The organism is Primorskyibacter sp. S187A (assembly GCF_049800955.1).
In the GTDB taxonomy this organism is placed as follows: Bacteria; Pseudomonadota; Alphaproteobacteria; order Rhodobacterales; family Rhodobacteraceae; genus JAKVBH01.
This window is the reverse complement of the sequence record NZ_JBNAGA010000002.1, coordinates 717,868-738,873: the sequence shown is the minus strand read 5'-3', so window position 1 is coordinate 738,873 and position 21,006 is coordinate 717,868. Positions and strand designations below refer to the sequence as shown.

The 21,006-nt window shown below is 61.6% G+C and carries 24 protein-coding genes; 15 read left to right on the top strand and 9 right to left on the bottom strand.

What is annotated here, in order from left to right; all coding sequences use genetic code 11:
* Positions 1-3 precede the first annotated feature (3 nt).
* Both ACP15S_RS14560 and ACP15S_RS14555 read right to left on the bottom strand, forming a co-directional pair.
* A complete protein-coding gene (locus ACP15S_RS14560; RefSeq protein ID WP_425040364.1) occupies positions 4-762 on the bottom strand; it encodes an ABC transporter permease subunit in 759 nt (252 codons plus the stop codon).
* Between the two features lie 8 nt (positions 763-770).
* Positions 771-1,499 carry an amino acid ABC transporter ATP-binding protein gene (locus ACP15S_RS14555; RefSeq protein WP_425040363.1) on the bottom strand — a complete coding sequence of 243 codons (729 nt, stop codon included), beginning with the start codon at positions 1,497-1,499 and terminating at the stop codon, positions 771-773.
* A gap of 116 nt (positions 1,500-1,615) precedes the next feature.
* Between ACP15S_RS14555 and ACP15S_RS14550 the strand changes: the two genes are divergently transcribed.
* Positions 1,616-2,386, top strand: a complete 771-nt coding sequence (locus ACP15S_RS14550) for a transporter substrate-binding domain-containing protein (RefSeq protein WP_425040362.1) — start codon at positions 1,616-1,618, stop codon at positions 2,384-2,386.
* A 185-nt stretch (positions 2,387-2,571) separates the two neighbouring features.
* Positions 2,572-2,913: a DUF2853 family protein gene (locus ACP15S_RS14545; RefSeq protein WP_425040361.1), complete on the top strand. Its 342-nt coding sequence runs from the start codon at positions 2,572-2,574 to the stop codon at positions 2,911-2,913.
* Positions 2,914-3,227: 314 nt separating this feature from the next.
* Here ACP15S_RS14545 and ACP15S_RS14540 read toward each other — a convergent pair whose 3' ends face one another.
* The 5 genes from ACP15S_RS14540 to tsaD all read right to left on the bottom strand — a co-directional run bounded on the left by ACP15S_RS14540 (position 3,228) and on the right by tsaD (position 6,411).
* Complete coding sequence (locus tag ACP15S_RS14540; protein ID WP_425040360.1) at positions 3,228-3,623, bottom strand: DUF1761 domain-containing protein; 396 nt, start codon at positions 3,621-3,623, stop codon at positions 3,228-3,230.
* A gap of 63 nt (positions 3,624-3,686) precedes the next feature.
* A complete protein-coding gene (locus ACP15S_RS14535; RefSeq protein ID WP_425040359.1) occupies positions 3,687-4,109 on the bottom strand; it encodes an EVE domain-containing protein in 423 nt (140 codons plus the stop codon).
* Positions 4,109-4,381 (bottom strand): YciI family protein, encoded by a 273-nt coding sequence (locus tag ACP15S_RS14530; RefSeq protein WP_425040358.1) that lies wholly within the window; start codon positions 4,379-4,381, stop codon positions 4,109-4,111. Before ACP15S_RS14530 ends, ACP15S_RS14535 begins: the two co-directional genes overlap by 1 nt.
* On the bottom strand, positions 4,382-5,329 hold the full coding sequence (locus ACP15S_RS14525) for an NAD(P)H-dependent glycerol-3-phosphate dehydrogenase (RefSeq protein WP_425040357.1): 948 nt from the start codon (positions 5,327-5,329) through the stop codon (positions 4,382-4,384).
* Complete coding sequence (tsaD, locus tag ACP15S_RS14520) at positions 5,326-6,411, bottom strand: tRNA (adenosine(37)-N6)-threonylcarbamoyltransferase complex transferase subunit TsaD (RefSeq protein ID WP_425040356.1); 1,086 nt, start codon at positions 6,409-6,411, stop codon at positions 5,326-5,328. The genes ACP15S_RS14525 and tsaD overlap by 4 nt, the downstream gene beginning before the upstream one ends.
* Positions 6,412-6,499: 88 nt before the next feature.
* On the opposite strand from tsaD, the gene ACP15S_RS14515 reads away from it, so the two are divergent.
* From ACP15S_RS14515 to ACP15S_RS14490, 6 genes are all read left to right on the top strand, one after another.
* Positions 6,500-7,222, top strand: a complete 723-nt coding sequence (locus ACP15S_RS14515; protein WP_425040355.1) for a uroporphyrinogen-III synthase — start codon at positions 6,500-6,502, stop codon at positions 7,220-7,222.
* 47 nt (positions 7,223-7,269) lie between these two features.
* Positions 7,270-8,844 (top strand): hypothetical protein, encoded by a 1,575-nt coding sequence (locus tag ACP15S_RS14510; RefSeq protein ID WP_425040354.1) that lies wholly within the window; start codon positions 7,270-7,272, stop codon positions 8,842-8,844.
* 12 nt (positions 8,845-8,856) lie between these two features.
* Positions 8,857-10,335, top strand: a complete 1,479-nt coding sequence (locus ACP15S_RS14505) for a heme biosynthesis protein HemY (RefSeq protein WP_425040353.1) — start codon at positions 8,857-8,859, stop codon at positions 10,333-10,335.
* A gap of 110 nt (positions 10,336-10,445) precedes the next feature.
* Positions 10,446-11,066, top strand: coding sequence for a nitrile hydratase subunit alpha (gene nthA / locus ACP15S_RS14500; protein ID WP_425040352.1), 621 nt, complete (start codon positions 10,446-10,448; stop codon positions 11,064-11,066).
* Positions 11,063-11,758 carry a nitrile hydratase subunit beta gene (gene nthB, locus ACP15S_RS14495; RefSeq protein ID WP_425040351.1) on the top strand — a complete coding sequence of 232 codons (696 nt, stop codon included), beginning with the start codon at positions 11,063-11,065 and terminating at the stop codon, positions 11,756-11,758. The genes nthA and nthB overlap by 4 nt, the downstream gene beginning before the upstream one ends.
* Positions 11,755-12,087 carry a nitrile hydratase accessory protein gene (locus ACP15S_RS14490; protein ID WP_425040350.1) on the top strand — a complete coding sequence of 111 codons (333 nt, stop codon included), beginning with the start codon at positions 11,755-11,757 and terminating at the stop codon, positions 12,085-12,087. Before nthB ends, ACP15S_RS14490 begins: the two co-directional genes overlap by 4 nt.
* A 67-nt stretch (positions 12,088-12,154) precedes the next feature.
* On the opposite strand, the gene ACP15S_RS14485 is transcribed toward ACP15S_RS14490, so the two are convergent.
* Positions 12,155-13,180, bottom strand: coding sequence for a LacI family DNA-binding transcriptional regulator (locus ACP15S_RS14485; RefSeq protein ID WP_425040349.1), 1,026 nt, complete (start codon positions 13,178-13,180; stop codon positions 12,155-12,157).
* A 130-nt stretch (positions 13,181-13,310) separates the two neighbouring features.
* Between ACP15S_RS14485 and hisD the strand changes: the two genes are divergently transcribed.
* The 7 genes from hisD to ACP15S_RS14450 are packed head-to-tail and all read left to right on the top strand — an operon-like array spanning position 13,311 to position 18,994.
* Positions 13,311-14,618 carry a histidinol dehydrogenase gene (hisD, locus tag ACP15S_RS14480; RefSeq protein ID WP_425040348.1) on the top strand — a complete coding sequence of 436 codons (1,308 nt, stop codon included), beginning with the start codon at positions 13,311-13,313 and terminating at the stop codon, positions 14,616-14,618.
* Positions 14,611-15,372, top strand: a complete 762-nt coding sequence (locus ACP15S_RS14475) for an SDR family NAD(P)-dependent oxidoreductase (RefSeq protein ID WP_425040347.1) — start codon at positions 14,611-14,613, stop codon at positions 15,370-15,372. Before hisD ends, ACP15S_RS14475 begins: the two co-directional genes overlap by 8 nt.
* Positions 15,369-16,349, top strand: coding sequence for an alcohol dehydrogenase catalytic domain-containing protein (locus ACP15S_RS14470; RefSeq protein ID WP_425040346.1), 981 nt, complete (start codon positions 15,369-15,371; stop codon positions 16,347-16,349). Before ACP15S_RS14475 ends, ACP15S_RS14470 begins: the two co-directional genes overlap by 4 nt.
* Positions 16,350-16,377: 28 nt before the next feature.
* Positions 16,378-16,788, top strand: coding sequence for a universal stress protein (locus tag ACP15S_RS14465; RefSeq protein ID WP_425040345.1), 411 nt, complete (start codon positions 16,378-16,380; stop codon positions 16,786-16,788).
* Positions 16,789-16,841: 53 nt separating this feature from the next.
* A complete protein-coding gene (gene comD / locus ACP15S_RS14460; protein WP_425040344.1) occupies positions 16,842-17,348 on the top strand; it encodes a sulfopyruvate decarboxylase subunit alpha in 507 nt (168 codons plus the stop codon).
* Entirely contained in the window at positions 17,345-17,899 is a 555-nt protein-coding gene (comE, locus tag ACP15S_RS14455; protein WP_425040343.1) for a sulfopyruvate decarboxylase subunit beta, read from the top strand. The genes comD and comE overlap by 4 nt, the downstream gene beginning before the upstream one ends.
* A gap of 3 nt (positions 17,900-17,902) precedes the next feature.
* Positions 17,903-18,994 carry an alpha-hydroxy acid oxidase gene (locus ACP15S_RS14450; protein ID WP_425040342.1) on the top strand — a complete coding sequence of 364 codons (1,092 nt, stop codon included), beginning with the start codon at positions 17,903-17,905 and terminating at the stop codon, positions 18,992-18,994.
* Between the two features lie 131 nt (positions 18,995-19,125).
* Here ACP15S_RS14450 and ACP15S_RS14445 read toward each other — a convergent pair whose 3' ends face one another.
* Positions 19,126-21,003: an amylosucrase gene (locus tag ACP15S_RS14445; protein WP_425040341.1), complete on the bottom strand. Its 1,878-nt coding sequence runs from the start codon at positions 21,001-21,003 to the stop codon at positions 19,126-19,128.
* Positions 21,004-21,006 lie beyond the last annotated feature (3 nt).

The following is a 21,006-nucleotide window of genomic DNA, read 5'->3' as shown; positions in this document are numbered from 1 at the left end:
CACTCATCCTCTTTCATCCGATCCCATTTTGCGCTCCAACCACCGGACACCTGCGCTGATGATCAGCACCAGCACGAGGTATTCGAGGATCAGAAGCGTGTAGATTTCGAGCGGGCGGTATTCGGTGACCACAAGCTCATTGGCCCGCCGTGTGAGCTCCTGCATACCAATCACGGAGGCAAAGGCAGACATCTTGACGATATATATGAATTGATTGGCCAACGGCGGCAGAATGCGCCGGATGGCCTGCGGCAGGATCACGTAGCGCATGGTCTGGCGGTAATTCAGCCCGATGGTGCGCGCGGCCTCTGCCTGCCCCTTGGCAATCGACTGGATACCGCCGCGATAGATTTCCGCCGTAAAGGCACTGTCAGAGATCGCCAGCGTAATGATCGCGCCCCAGAAGGGATCAATCGGGATGTCCACCCCCATGGATTTGAACACGATCGGCAAGCCATAGAAGACCCAAAAGAGCATCGGCAGCAGCGGGATCGAGCGGATGAACTCCACATAGACCCGGTTGAAGATACGCACGTACCAGCGGTCCGACAAAGCGGGCAGCGCTACGAGGAGCCCCAGCGTGATCGAGATCACGGCAGCAATGACGGAAATCTGGATCGTGCTCCACATTCCGCCCACGAGGAACTTGATATTGGTCCAGCCGGTGGGCGTTGTCGGATCAATGACATACCAGCCCCAGGTGCTGTTGGAGGCACATCCCGTAAGCAAAAGGCAGGCGGCGAGAAGGAAGACGATACGCATGGGCTGTCTCAATGCTGCAGGATCTGGCTCAGGAATTTCTGGCAGCGCCGGGATTTTGGCGCCTCGAAGAACGGCCCCGGAGGTCCCGCCTCGACAATCTCGCCCGCATCCATGAAGACCATCTTGTCGGCCACCTTGCGGGCAAACCCCATCTCATGGGTCACGACCACCATCGTCATGCCGTCCTCGGCCAGCTCCACCATGACATCGAGCACCTCTGAGATCATTTCAGGATCCAGCGCGGAGGTCGGCTCGTCAAAGAGCATGACCTTGGGCTCCATGCAGAGCGAGCGCGCGATGGCTACGCGCTGTTGTTGACCGCCAGACAATTGGCCGGGGCGCTTCTCCGCCTGTTCGGGAATGCGCACACGGTCCAGATAGGTGCGCGCCCGGTCCTCGGCCTCGGTTCGGCTCAACCCCCGCGCCTTCATCGGCCCCAGCGTCAGGTTTTGCATGACCGTCAGATGCGGAAAGAGGTTGAATTGCTGAAAGACCATGCCGACATCGCCCGGCGTACCCGCGCCTTGGCCGATATCGATCCCATCCAGCTCAATGGTGCCTTCCTGATGCGCCTCAAGCTCGGAAATGCAACGCACAACAGTTGATTTGCCCGAGCCAGAGGGGCCGCAAATCACCACGCGCTCTCCTCGCGAAACCGTGAGGTTGATCTCCTTGAGGACCTGAAAATCGCCGAACCACTTGTTCACATTGCGCATTTCGATGGCGATATCGGACATTCTGACCCCCGGTCTCGCCAGAGTGGCAAGAATTTATTTGTTGTTATGGCTGGGATTACGGTTAATTCAAGCACCAATACCCGCGCGCGTGGCGTGGGAGATCAGGGAGTTAGACTATGAAACATTGGATGACCGCAGTTGCCGCAGGAGTGCTGAGCCTCGGTCTCGCCGCCTCCGCACAAGCGCAATCGGCCCTCAACGACATTCTCGACAGCGGCGTTCTGAAGTTCGGCACGACCGGCGACTGGAACCCGATGTCCGTGCGCGACCCCGCGACAAACAGCTTCAAGGGCTTTGACATTGACGTCGCCACTGAACTTGCCAAGGACCTCGGCGTCGAGGTCGAATTTGTGCCGACGGACTGGAAAACGCTGGTGAATGGCGTCGTCGCCGGGCAGTACCATGTCTCGGGCTCCGCTTCGATCAGCCCGGCGCGGATGAAAGCCGCAGGCTATTCCGAAACCTACATCTCCGTCGAAATCCTGCCCTTCACGACACCTGACAAAGCAGACCGTTTTGATGGGTACGACAGTGTGAACCAACCTGAGGTCAAAGTCGCCACCACACTTGGCACAAGCTTCGAGGGCATGGTCCGCGAATGGTTCCCGAACTCCGACATCAAGGTCGTTGAAGCACCGGCGCGCGGATTTCAGGAGGTTCTGGCAGGCCGCGCGGATGTCTTCATCACATCCAATATCGAAGGCTCGACCCTTAAGGAGAAGCACGGCGTTGTTCAGGTGCCCGGCACTGAGCCGCGCTCCCCGACGCCTATTGCCATGCTGTTGCCTCAGGACGATCAGGTCTGGATCAACTACATGAACAACTGGGTGAAGCTGAAGCAAGCCAAAGGGTTCTTTGAAGCCACGAAGGCCAAATGGGGTCTGTAAAGACATCTGCAACATGACGCGAAAGGGCTGCGCCAAGGCGCGGCCCTTTTTTTGTGCGCATCGGCAAGAAAGCACGAGGGGGAAAAGGCGTCGGATATTCGCCATTGTATCAAGCGCCGCAGCGGTTAATCTTTGCCCCATACAACACAGGCCCCCGTTTTGGGACCAATCACAGGGAGTGACACATGGGTAAGAGAGACGAACTGATCGCGCAGTATGCCGATGATCTGAAGAACAAATGCGGCATGACGCCAGACATGGATCTGCTGACAAAAGTCACAATCGGCTGTGGCCCGGCCATCTACAATGCCGACGCCTCGACAGTGGCCGGCAGCCAGCCGTCCGAGCTGGAGACGGTGAAAGAGAATTTCCTCATCAAGAAACTCGGCCTGTCCGACGGGCCTGAGCTGATGGATGCGATCAACAAAGTGATCGAGACCTATGGCAAATCCGAGCGCAACAAGTATCGCGCGGTCGTGTACTACATGCTGACAAAGCATTTCGGCAAAGAGAGCGTTTACGGCTAAACGCCTTGCCGCATGATGAGGGGCTCGCCTGCGCGGGCCTCTTTTGCATTCGTGGCTGCCAAAGGTTTTCGCAATCCGGGAAGCCAGTTGTCCGAGCCTCTTAAGCGGACGTTACCAAACTACACCGCATTCGACGGGCAATATCCTTGAGCGGACACACCCCATGGCTTAATGTCCAATTGTCTGGCTAGGACGGCTGGACCCTTTTTCGAGATCACGTGCAGTGAGTTGTGGGAGCACGTGGGGTGACAGAGGGTTCCGGTCGTATTGTCCGGGACCCTCTGATTTTTTCGTAGTGAGGTGTGTGCAGCACCTTAAAACAGAGCAAGCACCAAGCCGATGATCCCGCAGCCGAACGTGGCATAACCGCCGTCGATCAGCAAAAGCTTGAAGGGCCGCCCGGCAAAGCCGTAATTCGTGGCCAGCCAGGGTGCCGCCAGAAACGCACCAATGCCAAGACCGGATTGAATGGACTTGCCCACGGTATCAATCGCGCTGAGTTCAAAAACATGCCGCATCATGCCAGCCACGATGATTGAGGCGACAACAGCCGTGACATAGGGCACCGGGCTCTTCTGATTGGCGGGATTTGCCTCCGCATCAAGCGCCACGCCCGAGGCGTCCTTCCATGCAGTCGCAAAAACCGAATACCAAACCGCGCCGAAAGCAAAGCTCGCAAGCCCCGCAACAATCACATTGATAACGTCCATGTATCCCTCTCCCTTTTTTGTTTTGGGGAGATGTTGCCGCCAAACCCCTCTCGGGAGCAAGCGTTACGCGTCAGACACACCGCCCATGGCACAGATGCGCCGGTACTCCTCCGCGCTCACAGGCTGCACGGACAGGCGGGAATTCCGCACGAGAACCATATCCGCCAGCGCTGGGTCCTGTTTGATCTCATCGAGCGAAACAGGCCGCGTCAAAGGGGCAATGGCTTTGATGTCCACACATTCCCAGCGGGCATCCTCGGTCGTACTGTCGGGGTGGGCCTCGGTGATAACCTCAACAATCCCCACGACGGATTTCTCTTTCTGCGAATGGTAAAAGAAGCCGCGATCCCCGGTTTTCATCTCACGCATGAAATTGCGCGCCTGATAGTTGCGCACACCGTCCCATTCCTCGCCCGCGTCGCCCCGGGCGACCTGCTGGTCCCAGGACCATGTCGAGGGCTCGGATTTGAACAGCCAATACGCCATCAGCCGATCACCTTTTTCCAGACGATCAATTCAACATCCGAGAAAAGTCCGGCTTTGGCATAGGGGTCATTGGCGGCCCATGTTTCTGCGGCTGCCATGTCCGCCACGTCGAGGACAACAAGCGAGCCGCACATATCGCCTGCATCATTCAGGAGCGGACCGGCGTGGGCGACAACACCGGTGTCTTCGATATAGGCAAGGTGAGCGGCGCGGTTGTCGAGCCGGGTCTGCAAGGCGCCGTCTTTGTCACGAGCGATCAGGGCGATAAGCATTCATTCCTCCTTCATGGGGCGGGCGAAAAGCTCCGCCATGGCCGAGGCAACATCGCTGCGCCCGTCCAAAAGCGCAACAATCGCATCGGTAATTGGCATGGAAATCCCGTCACGGGCAGCACGGGCAGCCAAAGCCCGCGCGGTTGATGCGCCTTCGACGGTTGTGGTCGGGTCAAAGCCCGATCCCGCGCCCAGCGCATGTCCCAACCGGTAGTTGCGCGACAGGTCGGATGTGCAGGTCAAGGTCAGATCGCCCAGCCCGGACAGCCCATGTAGCGTCTCAGAGCGCGCGCCCACGGCCTTGGCAAACCGCATCATTTCCGCAAAGCCGCGGGTCATCAGCGCGGCACGGGCAGAGGCGCCAAGCCCCGCACCCATGACCGCGCCACAGCCAATGGCGACAACATTCTTGAGCGCACCGCCCACTTCCGCACCGACGACATCCGTCGTCCGGTAAAGGCGCAGGTTATCCGCCACGAGCGCCGTTTGCAGCGTCGCGCCCAAGCGCTCCGACGCGCAGGCGAGCGTCAACGCAGTGGGCAGCCCGCGGGCAATATCAACCGCGAAACTGGGGCCTGTCAGGATGGCTGGATGCGCCGTGATTTCCTCCAGCGCGGATGTCGGCCCTGCCCCGCTCGTCAGAGACAACCCTTTGCAGCAGGCTACAAGCGAGCGATCCCTGAGCGCCGCGCAATAGCGCTCCACGAGCCCGGCGACCTGTTGCATCGGCACCGCGATCAAACCGATGTCCATCTCCGGCACCGCGTCACTGATTTTCAGCGCGTCCGGCAAGACAACGCCCGGCAGGCGTGGTGTTTCCCGGGTTTCGCGTAGTGCGGCCAGTGCTTGCGCATCCCGGCCCCACAAAGTGACATCACAGCCGGAGCGCACGAAAGAGATGGCCAATGCCGTGCCAAATGCGCCCGCACCCAATACGGCAATTCTCATGCCTTGGCACCTTTCTTGCCAGAGCCCAGCATCGGCGCGGCTTGCGCATCCAAGGGCCACCGCGGACGGGCCGCGAGAGTATAATCATCGAGCAAACCGGCTTCAAATCGCTCCAACCCGGCATAAGCGATCATCGCGGCATTGTCCGTACACAGCGCAAGCGGCGGCGCCGTAAAGGCCACACCGCGCGCCGCGCAAAGCGCTTCGAGCGCCGCGCGAATAGGTGTATTCGCCGCAACGCCACCTGCGACGGCCAAAAGCGGCAGGTCAGGAGCGAGCGCCATGTATTGATCCAACGCCCGTTCCGTCTTGGCCCGCAGCACATCCACGACGGCCGACTGAAAGCTGGCGCAGAGATCAGCGCGGTCCTGCGAGGTCAGCCCTGATTTTGCAGCGACCACGTCGTCCCGGGCGCGCAGCAAGGCTGTTTTCAGGCCGGAAAAAGACATGTCACATCCCGGTCGGTTCATCAGCGGACGCGGGAAATCATACCCTGCGGGATCGCCATTGCGCGCCTCGCGCTCCACGGACGGCCCACCGGGCTGCGGCAGGCCCAGCAACTTGGCGGTCTTGTCAAAAGCTTCTCCAGGCGCATCGTCAATGGTCCCGCCAAGCCGTTCAAAACTGTCGGTGCCCCGCGCAATCAGGAATTGGCAATGCCCGCCAGACACCAGAAGCATCAGGAAGGGATAGGCCACGCCATCCGTCAGACGCGGCGTCAAGGCATGGCCCGCGAGATGATTGACCCCGATCAAAGGCCTGCCACCCCCAATGGCCAAGCCTTTGGCACACATCACGCCAGACACAACGCCGCCGATGAGGCCCGGGCCAGCTGTCACTGCAATGGCGTCCATATCGGCTAACGTCATACCTGCAGCCTGCAACGCCTGCTCGACGCAACCATCCAGTCTTTCCGCATGGGCGCGCGCGGCAATCTCGGGCACAACGCCGCCGAAATCGGCATGCAGGGACGTCTGGCCCTCCACGATGGAGGACAGAACGGTCGCCTGCCCGCTCGTCCCTTCGATGACTGCGGCGGCCGTATCATCGCAACTGCTTTCAAGTCCCAGAATAACGGGCATGGGCTTCCATCCGAAGGGCGCCAATCATTGCGGGCGCGGGCAGCTGCGGGTAACACTTGGCGCAATTGAAAACAATCCCGGCGGCCCAATGGCGACCTTGCTCCTTACCCGGCCCGAAGAGGCCTCTCTCAGGTTCGCCGCGCAGATTGCCGACCCAAAGCTGAACATCATTATTTCGCCCGTTTTGGGGATCACGCCTGTATCCTCTCCGAGACCCGCAGGCGCGCATCAAGGTCTGATCTTCTCCTCCGCCAATGCAGTCACGCAGTTTCAAGAGGCAATTCGTCTGCCCAGCTACGTTGTCGGTCGCACAACGGCTGCTGCTGTGGAGGCTCGTGGCGGCGAGGTCCGTCATGTGGCGCTGAACGGCGAGGCGCTGGCCAATTGGATGTTGCAGCATCGTCCCGACGTGCCGCTTCTGCATGTCTGTGGCCGCCATGTGGCCGTTCCTGTGGCGGAGCGCCTGACCGAGGCTGGCCTGCGATGTGACACCTGGTGCGTCTATACGCAGGAGGCCCGGGCCCTTTCCCAAGATGCGCGCGCCGCACTGGAGCGGGAAGAAAATGTCATTCTTCCCCTCTTTTCTCCCCGCAGTGCTGCGATACTTGTGGAGCAGCTAAGCGCGTGCCCGGCAGGGGCCGTGCTCACAATCATCGCGATGAGCGCGGCTGTTGCGCAAAAGTGGACTGCCCAATGCGCGGGCACAGATATACGAATTGCGGCCCGTCCCGACGCGAAGGCGATGCTCGCAGAGGTGCGTATGGCCGCAGAAAAGGTGCAGTTGCTTGAGAGCAGGCGGTCGCTGCCTTAGTCTTGGCGTGTCGCGTTGCGGCAAATAGATTCGAAGAGGACATCACGGTGGCGAAAAAACGCAACAGAAACACGGTCTCGAAAGCCAAAAACGATACGGCAGACGCGACCGTCACAGACGCCGAAAGCGCCACGACCGCCACATCTGACGAGACCATCTCCGAGGACCAGGGCACACAAACCCCGGACACTTCGAGCGAAGAGGCATCCGCCGCCGCGGGCGCGGAGACTGAGCAGGCCGACGCAGGCAAGCAAACAGATGCCCCGGCGGAAGAGGAGCCTGTCTCCGAAACGGGTGCTGACACCGAGGACGCGACACTTCTCGAAGACCCTACGGCGCAAGATGATGACGCTCCGAAAGACACTGACGAGACAACAGATGGCACATCTGACGATGCCGCCAGCGAAACAACAGATGAAAGCGTCGCCGCAGACGACAGCCTCGCCAGCGAGACCGCCGACGACACGCTGACCCCAGATGACACATCCGCTGACGAGCAGGCCGCAGAGGCCGCCCGAGACGAGGTGGCCGATATCGACCGTGTCGTGCCCGAACCAAGTCCGGCACCACCGCCTCCGCCTCAGCAAGCGCCGAGCGTCTTCATGCCGATGCTCGCGGGCGGTGTGGTCGCGGCGGGGATCGGTTTCGCGCTGGCGCGGTTTGTCATCCCTGATGGCTGGCCCATTGGCAGCGAATCCGCATTCGAGACAGAAACACGCGCGGCATTGTCCGCACAATCCGAGAGCATCGCGTCCCAGCAAGAGGCCCTCGCAGCCCTTCAGGCCGCCATGCCGGAAAACGTCCCGACCTCAGATGACATTGCTGCCGTTCAAAATGAAATCGGGACAGTGCAGGCCGCATCATCTGAGGCTCTCGCAGGCCTTCAGGCGAACCTCAGCACGTTGGAGGACACCCTGAACGCTCTGGATGCGCGACTGACCGAAGTGGAAAAGCAGCCCATTTCCGAAGGCGTGAGCGAAGCGGCCATTGCCGCGTATGAGCGCGAGCTGGCCTCGCTTCAGGAAAGCATTGCGACCCAACGCGCCGAGATCGAAACCATCGCGGCGGAGGCCGCTGCCAAAGACGCAGATGCTGCGGCCAAGGAAGCCGAAGCCGCGGCCATGGCGCAAGCCAGCCAAGCCCGCGCCGCCGTCGCGCGCATCATCAGCGCGCTGGACAGTGGCGATCCTTTCGCAGCGGACCTGGCGGACTTCGAAGCCGCAGATGGCACGGACGTTCCCGATGCGCTCAGCGCCGTGGCGGAAAACGGTGTTGCCACGCTCGCGAGCCTGCAGGGTGATTTCCCGGATGCTGCCCGCAGCGCACTCAGCGCAGCCCGCGGCGCAGACAGCAGCGATGGCGCCGGTGGTTTGGGGACGTTCTTCGCCCGGCAACTTGGCGCGCGCTCCGTCACGCCACGGGAAGGCGATGATCCCGACGCAGTGCTCAGCCGTGCGGAAGCTGCTGTGCGCAACGGACAATTGGGCGATGCCATCGCCGAGATAGACACGCTTCCCGATGCAGCCAAGAATGCGCTGTCGTCGTGGTTGGAAATCGCAGTGACCCGCCAGAACGCAGTCTCTGCAGCTGAGGCGCTCTCGCAGCGCCTGAGCGGAAGTTAAGGGGGGCGGATCATGCTTTGGTCGCTAACAAAGATTATCGTTTTTGTCATTATCGTCAGCGCGCTGGCGCTTGGCGCGGGTTGGCTGCTGGAAAGCTCCGGCGGCGTGCAGATCACGGTTGCGGGGACGGAGTATACCTTCGGACCGCTGCAATCGGTTCTGGGCGTGCTGGTTCTTATGGTTGCGCTGTGGATCTTGCTCAAACTGGTGTCGCTTCTCGTCGCGCTGCTGCGCTTTGTGAACGGCGATGAAACAGCGCTTTCGCGCTACTTTGATCGCAATCGCGAGCGCAAAGGCTTCACAGCACTGAGCGAAGGCATGATGGCGCTGGCCTCGGGCGAGGGCAAACTGGCCATGTCGAAAGCCGCCAAAGCGGAGAAATATCTCGGCAAGCCGGAGCTGACGAACCTCCTGACCGCGCAAGCCGCAGAAATCGCAGGGGATCGGAGCAAGGCCGAAGAAACCTACAAGAAGCTCGTGCAAGACGAACGCACGCGCTTTGTCGGTGTGCGCGGCATTCTCAAGCAGAAACTGGCCGCCGGCGAGACAGACACGGCCCTCAAACTGGCCGAACGCGCCTTCGCCATCAAACCCAAGCATGACGAGACGCAGAATATTCTGCTGCAATTGCAGGCGCAAAACGAGGACTGGGCTGGCGCACGTCAGACCCTGAACGCCAAGCTCAAGCATGGCACCATGCCGCGCGAAGTGCATCGTCGTCGGGATGCCGTTCTGGCGCTGTCACAGGCCAAGGGTGTCTTCGAAGACGGGGCCACAATCGAGGCGCAGGAAGCGGCCATTCAGGCCAACAAACTTTCGCCCGATCTCGTGCCCGCCGCCGTTCTTGCCGCGCAGGGACACATTCAAAAGGGCAAGCCGAAATACGCAACGCGCGTCCTGAAAAAGGCATGGGATGTGAAACCACATCCCGAACTGGCCGCTGCCTTCGCGCAGATTGCTCCCGATGAGACACCGGCGGCACGGCTCAAGCGCTTCCAGACCCTGACAAGCACGCATCAGGATCACCGTGAGACGATGCTTCTGAAGGCAGAGCTCAACATTGCGGCTGAGGATTTCCCCGCCGCCCGCCGTGCGCTTGGCAATCTTGCGGAGACCGATCCGGACGTGCGCGCCCTGACGATCATGGCCGCCATTGAGCGCGGTGAGGGCGCCTCGGACGATATCGTCCGCGGCTGGCTCGCACGTGCCGTCACTGCGCCGCGCGGTCCGCAGTGGGTCTGCGAGAATTGCCACAATATCGAGAGCGAATGGACTGCCACCTGCTCGAATTGCGGTGGCCTCGATACGCTGTCATGGACCACACCGCCTGCGGCGGACATCTCGGCCTCCTCGGGCGCGGCCATGCTGCCTCTGATTGTTGGAGCAACCAATGACGATGCGCGCGAGAATGCCGTGACGATCGTCGAGGATGCGGAAGTTGTCGACGGTAGCACCGGAACAGGCGACGCCCCGAAGGCCGCAGCATCCTGAGCTTTCGTGTGGCGCAGCCCTGAGCGTTGCGCCACACCAACCCGACCTGCTGCGCGAATTGACAGCTGGGCGGCAAAATGCGGAAATGACATCCACTCGAAAGGATTGCCATGCCGCATGATAGTGACCATCCCTACAGCCATCTGCCCTCAGACCCCGCCTTGCGTGTCAAAGCGCTCGAAAGCGTGCTGGTCAGCAAGGGGCTCATCGATCCCGAGGCGGTTGATGCGCTGATTGATCTCTATGAAAACGAGATCGGCCCGCGAAACGGCGCGCGTGTCGTCGCCCGCGCCTGGACGGATCCGGCGTTCAAGGCCCGGCTTATGGAAGATGCCACGAGCGCCATTGCCGAACTTGGCTTCCAGGGACGTCAGAGCGAACACATGGTCGCCGTCGAGAATACGCCGGAGACCCACAATCTCGTCGTTTGCACCTTGTGCAGTTGCTACCCCTGGGCCGTTCTGGGCATTCCACCGGGATGGTATAAATCCGACGCTTACCGCGCGCGCGCTGTCCGTGAGCCCCGTGCGGTTCTTGAGGATTTTGGCGTATCGCTTCTGCCCGGCCAGTCCGTGCGTGTTTGGGACAGTACGGCCGAGGTCCGCTACCTTGTTATCCCGATGCGACCAGAAGGCACGGAACAGTTGAGCGAAGACGCGCTGGCCGATCTTGTGTCGCGCAACGCCATGATCGGCACGGGCCTTGCCGCCACAGCGGAGCGGACAACATGAGCCGCATCCACGATATGGGCGGACGCTACGGCGATGGGCCAGTCACCGGCACAGAGGACGACCGCGTGTTTCACGCTGATTGGCATGGCCGCGCCATGGCCATCACAGTGGCCAGCGGCAGCATTGGCGCCTGGAGCATTGATACAAGCCGTCATGCCCGCGAAAGCCTCCCGCCAAAGGACTACGCCCGCTTCAGTTACTACGAGAAGTGGATGGCGGGCATGGCCAATCTGTTGGTCGCCAAAGGCATCGCGACGCCGCAGGACTTTACCGACGCCGCAGAAGGCAAACCGGCCGCAGTGGCGGGGGCGTTGCATGAAAAAGCCCTGCGCGCCGAAGACGTCTCGGCCTCCCAACGCCGCCTCACGCCCTATACCCGCGACAGCGACCGCGCGCCGCGCTTTGCTGTGGGCGACATCGTGCAGACACGCGCCCATAGCCCCAATACGGCCGTGCCCGGCGGCCATACCCGCCTGCCGCAATACGCCATGGGGCGGCGCGGCAAGATCGTTCTGCACCATGGCACCCATGTCCTCCCCGACAGCAATGCGCACGGATTGGGTGAAGCGCCAGAACCGCTCTACGCGGTGGCGTTCACCGCGCGGGAACTTTGGGGAGATGTGGCCGAGGCCCCGGACGATGTCATGGTGCTTGATCTGTGGGAGAGCTATCTCCTGCCCGCGACAGAATGAGCGCTGCGCCAAATCCACCGCCCTTTGAAGAGCCCTGGCATGCCGAGGTCTTTGCCGTAACGGTGGCCTTGCAAGAAGCGGGTCACTTTTCGTGGCCGGACTGGGTCGATGTCTTTGGCGCCCAGCTCAAGACCGATGGGGCGACACGGGCGCTCGACGGTGGGTCGGACTACTTCACAGCCTGGGTTAGGGCGCTGGAGCACATGCTGATCTCCCGCAAACTGGCCACGCAGGGGCAATTGCAGGAAATGAAGGCCAATTGGGAAAGCGCCTATCTCTCGACACCGCATGGCGCACCGGTCCACCCCGAACCTATGCGGGAAGGCTAGACCCGGCGGTCACATCACACCGCATTTGGCGGCGCAGCCCTGGCCTCGGCCGTGCAATGCGCCGATGTCAGGGGAGTTTTGGAGGACCAAGGGACGCGCGCAATTTGAGCGTCGTCTCCAAGGCGATCGAGGGCGCGTTCGTGCCCCCTTCAACCATATTGATCAAGACTTCAGCAGCTTTCGCGCCCATGGCCCGATGCGGGACATGGACAGTCGTCAACGCAGGCGTGACGACGCGGGCGAGCTCAATGTCGTCAAATCCTGTGATCGACACATCTTCCGGCACCCGCAGCCCCATCGCCGCGGCCTGCCGCACCGCCCCTGCTGCAAGAACATCATTGCCGCACAGAACCACACTGGGCCTCAGTGTGCGACGCATGAGCTCTGCAAAGGCCTCCGCACCATTTTCAATGCTGTAAGGCGTCTCGATCACGGGCAGCGCCTCGGCGCCCAAGCCCGCCCCGGCCGCCGCAAGACGGATCGCTGTCAGCCGCTCTGCGGCGCGATCATTGCCACGTGTCATCCCTGAAATCACGCCAATATGGGCGTGACCAAGTGACAGAACATGCTGGGCCAAGGCAAACATCGCCGCGTGATTATCAAACCCGACCGCCGGGATGGCCTGTGTCGCGTCATAGGCCCAGGTGGCCAAAACGGGCGTCCGCTTCTGGGCGAGCATCTTGTAGGTTTCGGGATCGCGATCATACCCGATCAGAAGAAGCCCATCCGCCCCCCGCGACAGCAACGTGCGGATTTGTTCGGCTTCCCGTTCCGGCTGGTAGGCCGATGAGGACACCAAAAGCGTATAGCCCCGCGCATGCACCGCTTCCTGAAACGCCTGCAACCCTTGCGCAAAGATCGCGTTTTCCATCGTGGGAATGATGGCGCCAATCGTGAAAGTCTGCCGGGCCGCCATGATGCGCGCGCCGAAATGAGGCGTGTAGCCCAGCTGTTCCACCGCCGCCAGGACCCGTTCACGCGTGGTGGCCACGACCTTGTCAGGCTTGTTCAAACACCGCGATACCGTCGCCGTGGACACACCTGCGGCGCGGGCAACATCTTCTAACGTGGGGACGGAATCGCTGCGCGACATTGCTCGCTCGACATTTGTGACACCCCCAATGTAAGCGCTTGCATTTGCATCTTGCAAGCGCTTACATATTCGCAGAACGCCGCGTCAGAATCGCACGGCCAAGACCACCCACAACGACAGGACGCACGATATGCCCCGCGAATATCTCAAGAAGGCTGAGCTCACAGCCAAGTCTGATGCCTCGAAAACCCATGAGATCGTCACGGGTATTCTGGATGATATCGAAGCGGGCGGCGACGCCAAGGCGATGGAATATGCGGCAAAGTTTGATCAATACGAGGGCAACGTCTTGCTCACGGCTGAAGAGATTGAGGCCGCGTGCGAATTGGTGCCCGAAAAGCTGAAAGAAGACATTCGGTTTGCCCATGACAACGTGCGCCGCTTTGCTGAAGCGCAGAAGGCGACTGTCTCGGATGTCGAAGTTGAGATCGTGCCGGGCATGATCGCCGGTCAAAAAGCGATCCCGGTGGATGCGGCGGGCTGCTACGTGCCCGGCGGACGCTACAGCCACATCGCCAGCGCGATCATGACGGTCACGACCGCCAAGGTCGCCGGGTGCCGCCACATCACGGCCTGTTCGCCGCCCCGCCCCGGTGTCGGCGTGGCGCCTGCGATCATCTATGCGGCCCATATCTGCGGCGCGGACAAGATCATGGCCATGGGCGGCGTTCAGGGCGTTGCTGCGATGACGTTTGGCCTCTTTGGCCTGCCCAAGGCCAACATCCTCGTGGGCCCGGGCAATCAATTCGTGGCCGAAGCCAAGCGTATTCTCTTTGGCCGTGTGGGCATCGATATGATCGCAGGCCCGACCGACAGCCTCATCCTCGCGGACAAGACAGCCGACGCCCATATCGTTGCGACCGACCTCGTGAGCCAGGCCGAGCATGGCTACAATTCACCGGTCTGGCTGGTCACGGATGATCGGGCTCTGGCGGAGAAGGTCATGGACATGGTTCCGGGCCTGATCGCCGATTTGCCTGAGTTGAACCGCGAAAACGCCACCGCCGCGTGGCGCGATTATGCGGAGGTGATCCTCTGTGCCGACCGCGAAGAAATGGCCGCCACGTCAGACGCATATGCGCCGGAGCATCTGACCGTTCAGGCCGAAGATCTCGATTGGTGGCTTGAGCGGCTGACGTGCTATGGCTCGCTCTTCCTTGGCGAGGAAACAACCGTCTCCTACGGGGACAAGGCCACCGGCACGAACCACGTTCTGCCGACATCGGGCGCTGCGAATTATACGGGCGGTTTGAGCGTGCACAAATACATGAAGATCGTCACGTGGCAGCGCGCCACGCGTGAAGGCTCCAAACAGATCGCTCAAGCCACGGCCCGCATCTCTCGTCTGGAAGGCATGGAAGGGCATGCGCGCGCCGCAGATGTCCGGCTCGCCAAATACTTCCCCGGCGAGAACTTCGATCTGTCGGTCAATGGCTGATCCGCGCCACCTGTTTGACCTTACGGGTCGCGTCGCCGTCATTACCGGGGCAAGCTCCGGATTGGGGCGCCGCGCAGCCGTGGCTTTGGCAGGTGCTGGCGCAAAAGTCGTGGGGGTGGCGCGCAGACAAGAGGCGCTTGCGTCCCTCGTGGGTGAGCTGGGCGCGTCCGCCGCAGCCGTGCCCGCAGATATTGCGCAGCGCGACCGGGTGAACGCTCTGGCGGAAGACTGCGCCGCTCCTTTTGGCCCGCCTGACATCGTTGTGCATGCCGCAGGGGTCAACATGCGCGAGGCGGCAGATGATGTCACCGATGATGGCTGGGACACGACGCTGGCGCTCAACCTCTCTGCCCCGTTTTTTGTCAGCCGCGCCTTCGTGCCTGCGATGCGGGCCAAGGGCTGGGGTCGGATCGTGAATTTTGCCTCGTTGCAGACCACGCGCGCCTTTCCCGGTGGTATCGCGTACGGTGCAACCAAGGCCGCCATAGGCCAGCTCACGCGCGCCATGGCCGAAGCCTGGTCGGCCCACGGTATCACCGCCAATGCCATTGGCCCCGGATTTTTCCCGACAGAGCTCACACAAGCGGTGTTTGACGACGAAGCCCGCGCCGCACGCAATGCCGCGCAGACCTGTCTGGGTCGCAATGGCAAGCTTGAAGATCTGGACGGCCCGCTGCTTTTCCTGTGCTCGGAGGCGTCAAGCTATGTGACGGGTCAGGTCCTCATGGTCGACGGGGGGTTTACCGCAAAATGAAAGCACTCGTTTACGATGGCGTGGAAACGCTCGGGTATCGCGATGTGGCCACGCCTGACGCACGCGCGGATGAGCATCTCATCCGGATCGACGCTGTCGGCATTTGCGGCTCGGACATGCACGCCTATCTCGGCCATGATGAGCGCCGCCCCGCGCCATTGATCCTTGGCCACGAGGCTGCGGGCGTTGTGCAGGGCGGCCCACTGGACGGGGCACGCGTCACGATCAACCCGCTTGTCTCCTGCGGGACATGCCCGGCCTGCAAGGCGGGGCGCGAAAACATTTGCCCCAACCGCGAGATCATCTCGATGCCGCCGCGAGAGGGGGCGTTTGCGCAATATGTCTGCATGCCGGAGCGCAATCTCGTGCAGGTGCCCGACCATGTGCCGCTGGAAAAGGCCGCCCTCGCGGAACCTCTCGCCGTAAGCTGGCACACAGCCAAACTCGCACTGGCTGCTCTGCATCCCGGCATGGAGCGCAAGGCGGTTGTGTTGGGGGGCGGCGCCATTGGCCTTGCAGCCGCCCTCGCGCTGAAGGCCATGGGCGTCAGGGATGTGCTGGTCGTGGAACCCCATGACGCGCGCCGCGCCTTTCTGGAGGAACACTGCGGGCAAGAGGTGACGCCGCAGGCAGACGGGCTCTTTCCTGTCGTCATTGACGCGGTGGGCTTTGCGGCAACCCGTGCTGCGGCTTGCGCTCTGGCCGCGCCGGGCGGCGTCATCGCGCATGTGGGGTTGGGAGACAATGCCGATGGCCTCGATACCCGCCGCTTGACGCTGCAGGAAATCAGCTTCATCGGCACCTACACCTACACAATGCAAGACTTTCGCGACACGGCCGAGGCGCTGTTTGACGGACGCCTCGGACCGCTCGACTGGACCCTGCGCAGACCGCTCAGCGATGGCTGGCAGGCCTTTCAGGACCTCCGCGCGGGCCACGTTGCCTCCCCCAAGATTGTACTTGACCCTTGGAGCTAGTCTCCCTCGCATTTTGAAAGGACGTCTCATGTATCGTAAAATTCTGGTTCCCATGGCACTGGACCATGGCATTTCCGCCCAAACTCTTGAGATCGCGCGTGCCCTGACCGGCGGGACAGGTGAAATCCACGCGCTGCATGTTTTTGAGGCCCCCTCTGGCGCCGCCGCCGCCTTCATTGATGACGCGATCTCCAGAAAAGCTCTTGAGCGGGCGCGAGCCCTTCTGGAGGAGAAGACCGCCGGCATCGAGGGCGTTGAGGCGCATCTCATCAATGGCCACACCCACCGCGCGATCATCGATTTCGCAAACGAGCGCAACGTCGATTGCATTGTCATGGGCTCTCACCGCCCGGACCTGCGCGACTACCTGATTGGCTCCACCGCCGCGCGCGTCGTGCAACACGCGCCCTGCGCGGTTCATGTCCACCGCAGCTACTGAGATCCCAGACCCTTGCGCAGACCATCTGCGCGCAACCCGAAAGGCAAACCGCAATGAACATCGACAAGAAGATCACCGATGATCTTGTCGCCAATGACATCTCCTTTGTGACCACTGTGCCCTGCAAGCAGCTCGCGGGCGTGATCGACGAGATCGACAAGCATGAGAAGATTTTCCATATCCCGTCCAACAAGGAAGACGAGGGCATGGGGCTTTGTGCGGGGGCCTTCATGGGCGGCAAGCGCCCGGCAATCATCATGCAGAACACGGCGATCGGCGTCACGATCAACACGTTGGCCACGCTGATCCAGTACTACCGGATGCCGCTGCCGATGATCATTTCCTATCGCGGTGAGCTGCGCGAGCCGGTGGCCTGTCAGGTGGAGATGGCGGTGCATACCAAGGCGCTTCTGGCGCAGATGAACATCCCGACCTATCACTTCCACAACCAATCGGATGTCGAAGAGCTCGACATGATCCTGAAGTACACCTTCATGTGCAACAAACCGGTCGCGATACTGACCGATGCCAATTTCTGGGGAGGCTACGGCGACCAATGATCCGTTCTGAAATTCTCAAGGAAATCGCCCCGATCCTGCGCGACCAGCTCATTGTCTGCAACATCGGCATCCCCTCCCAGGAGCTGCATGCCATCGATGATCAGCCGACCAACTTCTACATGCTGGGCACGATGGGCCTTGCCTCCTCCATTGGTCTGGGGCTGGCTCTGGCTCAACCCAAGACGGTGATCTCCATCGATGGGGACGGCTCTGTCCTGACCAATCTCGGTACCCTGCCGACGATTGGCAACAACATGCCCCCCAATTACATCCTGATGATCATCGACAACGGCTCCTACGGCTCCACAGGGGATCAGCCGACCTATACCGGCCAGAAAACCGATCTGGCGGGCATGGCGCGCGCCGCGGGGTGCGAGAATGTCGTGGAAGTCATGGATGTCGATACCGGCAAGGCGCTGCAAGAGGCGATTGATGCACAAGTCGGCACCGTGATGGTCGTGAAATGTGACAGCGGCAACGCCAAGATGCCCGTCATCACGATGGACCCGGTCGTCATCAAGGATCGCTTTATGAAAGCGATTGAGGCCTGAGTAATGGGGGCTGCCGCGCATATTCACTCAGCCGAGGATGCGCGGCGGCTGGCCAAACGGCGGCTGCCCTGGATGGTCTTTGACTATATCGATGGCGCCGCCGGGTCTGAGACGGGTGCCGCGCGCAACCGGGCCGCGTTGGATGCGCATCTGCTGAAGCCGCGGATCCTGCGTGATGTCAGCGCCCGAACACTGGACATACCGCTTTTTGGCAAAACCGCGCAGCGCCCCTTCGGTATCGCGCCCATGGGCATGTGCAATCTTGCCTGCCCCGCCGCAGACGAAATGCTGGCCAGTTTGGCCGCGCGTTATAACATCCCCCATGGCGTCTCTACCGTGGCCTCAACGCCTATGGAGCGAATACTGGAGCTCGCCGAAGGCAACGCGTGGTTCCAGCTCTATTTCAGCGGCGACGGCACGGGCAGCTTCAAGCTCATCGAACGGGCGCGCGGCGCAGGCTATGAGGTTCTGGTCCTGACGGTCGATGTGCCTGAGGTCGGGCGTCGCCCGCGTGAGCTGCGTCATGGCTTCAAGATGCCCTTCAAGATCGGCCCCCGGCAGTTCGTCGATTTCGCGCTGCACCCCCGATGGTCGCTCTCCACGCTCGCCAATGGCCGTCCGCAGATGGCCAATTTCGAGATGGACGGCTTTGAGTTTGACCGCACCGAGAGCCGCGCCAAAGCCGATTGGAGCACGCTGCACCGGGTGCGTGACGCTTGGCCGGGCAAACTCGTTGTCAAAGGCGTTCTGGATGTGAACGACGCGCGCAAGCTCAAGGCGGCGGGCGTCGATGCGGTGCAGGTCTCCAGCCACGGTGCGCGCCAGCTGGAAAGCGCGCCGTCACCCTTCGCGATGCTGCCAGCGATGCGCGAGGCTTTGGGGCCGGACTTTCCCATTTTCTACGACAGCGGTTTGCGCTCCGGCGAGGATGCGCTCAAGGCGATGGATGCGGGCGCGGATTTCGTCTTCTTTGGTAGGATTTTGCAATTCGCGATGGCCGCGGCTGGGCGCGATGGGCTGGACCAGCTTTGGGATGTGTTGAGCGATGAGCTCAGCATTGCAATGGCGCAGACGGGGATGACGTCACTGCGGTAGACGCGCCTTGCACATGTCCGGCACCGCCGGACAGCCCCCGACCCTCCCCACGGGAGGGGGCTATCGCCCCCACCCAGGCTCGTGGGCCGTCCTTTGTTCTGCAGAAAGCTCTTTGGAGCTGGCCAGCGACCCTAAACCACCCAAACGCGCCCATAGGGCAACAGCGCAAAGGCACCGTCTTGCAGCGACAGCGACGCATCCGAGAGCAGATCGACAAACTGGCTCACGCCTTGCGCCCCCATATCCTCGGCTGACAGCATCACTGTCTCTTCAGAGAAATTGAACAAACACAACACAGGCCCCGTCGGCGCAAGCCGCAGGAACGCGAAAACCTCCTTCGGCCCAATATCGACGATCCGCGTCGGCACAGCCCCATGCAACTGTGGCAGGGCCGCACGCCTTACCATGATCGCCTTCGTACCCGCCAGAACCTGTGCTGCGGGGCCCTCACCGCGCTCTGCCGCCGCGACATCCTCCCAATCCATCACGGGACGGTGCAGCCAACGGCTGTCATCGGCGCGCAGCGGATCATCAAGGTAGCTGTCGTCATTGAGCAGAGCGATCTCATCGCCCATGTAGATCAGCGGCACACCGCCAAAGGCTGCGATCAGCGCCTTGCCCATCAGGATACGATGCACGGCGAGCTCCACCGCGCGCGGATCGCCCCGATCCAGACCGCGCTCGATCCCTGCAAGAGAGGCCAGCGTGCCGGAGATGCGTTTGTCGCCCGTCTCTTCATTGACCTGAAAAAGCGCGCCCTCGGCAAAGGAGCCCGGGAAGGTCCCGTGGTAGAAATCCGACAGATAGGCGCGATGCAAAGGGCCGGAAAGGCCAAGCGAACCGGCATCTTCATCGGTAATCGCCCAGCCAATATCATCATGGCAGCGCAGATAGGTCATGTAGGTGGCATTGGTGAGCACTTCGGGGAAGTTCTCACGCAGGACATGGCGCATCAGCCGCGTGTCGCGCGTGGCCAATGCCCCCCAGAAATGCACCATGAGGTTGTTGTGATAAGCGAGGTTGCCTTCCCGCCCGTCATGTTCACCGCGCCCGAGATAGGTCAGCATCTCGGCCGGACCGGTGATCGCCTCCTCCAGATGGATCACCGCCGCCGAAGCAATCCGCGAACAGGCCCGTAGCGCGCGCAGGAGCATATGCACCTCCGGCTCGGACTGACACCGCGTGCCCATGCGCTTCCACATGAAAGCCACGGCATCGAGCCGAAGCACATCCACGCCCTTGTTGGCCAAATAGAGCATGACCTTGACGATCTCGAGAAAGACCCAAGGGTTGGCCCAGTTCAGATCCCATTGATGATCATTGAACGTCGTCCAGACCCATTTGCCCATCTCGGGGACAAAGGTGAAACTGCCCGGCGCATCATTGGGAAAGATCTCGATCAACGTCCGCTCATAGGCGCGCGGCTGGCTGTCATCGTCAAAGAACAGGTAGAAATCCTGATAAAACGGGTCGCCCGCCATGGCGCGCCGCGCCCAGTCATGCTCGCGGGCGGTATGGTTGAGCACCAGATCAATGCAGAGCGACATGCCCTCGCGGCGCAGCGCTCCCGCGAGCGCTTCCAGATCGTCCATGGTTCCAAGCTCAGGATTGATCCGGCGGTAGTCCATCACCGAATAGCCGCCATCATTGGGACGCGGGCGCGGCGCGAGACAGGGCATGAGGTGCAGATAGGTCACGCCAAGATCACGCAGATAGCCGATCCGCTCCTGCACGCCCTGCAGCGTACCAGCAAAGCGACCTGTGTAGCAGGCATAGCCCACCATATCGGACCGTTGGAACCAGTCGGGCTCCAGATCACGTCTGAGATCGAGTGTCTTGAGCTCCGCAGGCCGCGCGCGCCAACCCTGTTGCAACGCCTTCAGGAGCGCAGCGCGGAACGCGTCATAATCCTCGCGATGGCCGTAGAGCCGATCAAGGAACGGCCAGAGGTCGCCGGCGCTGCGCGCCAGACGCATCTCGAACACTTGGGTTGCTGTCAGATTTGCCATGGT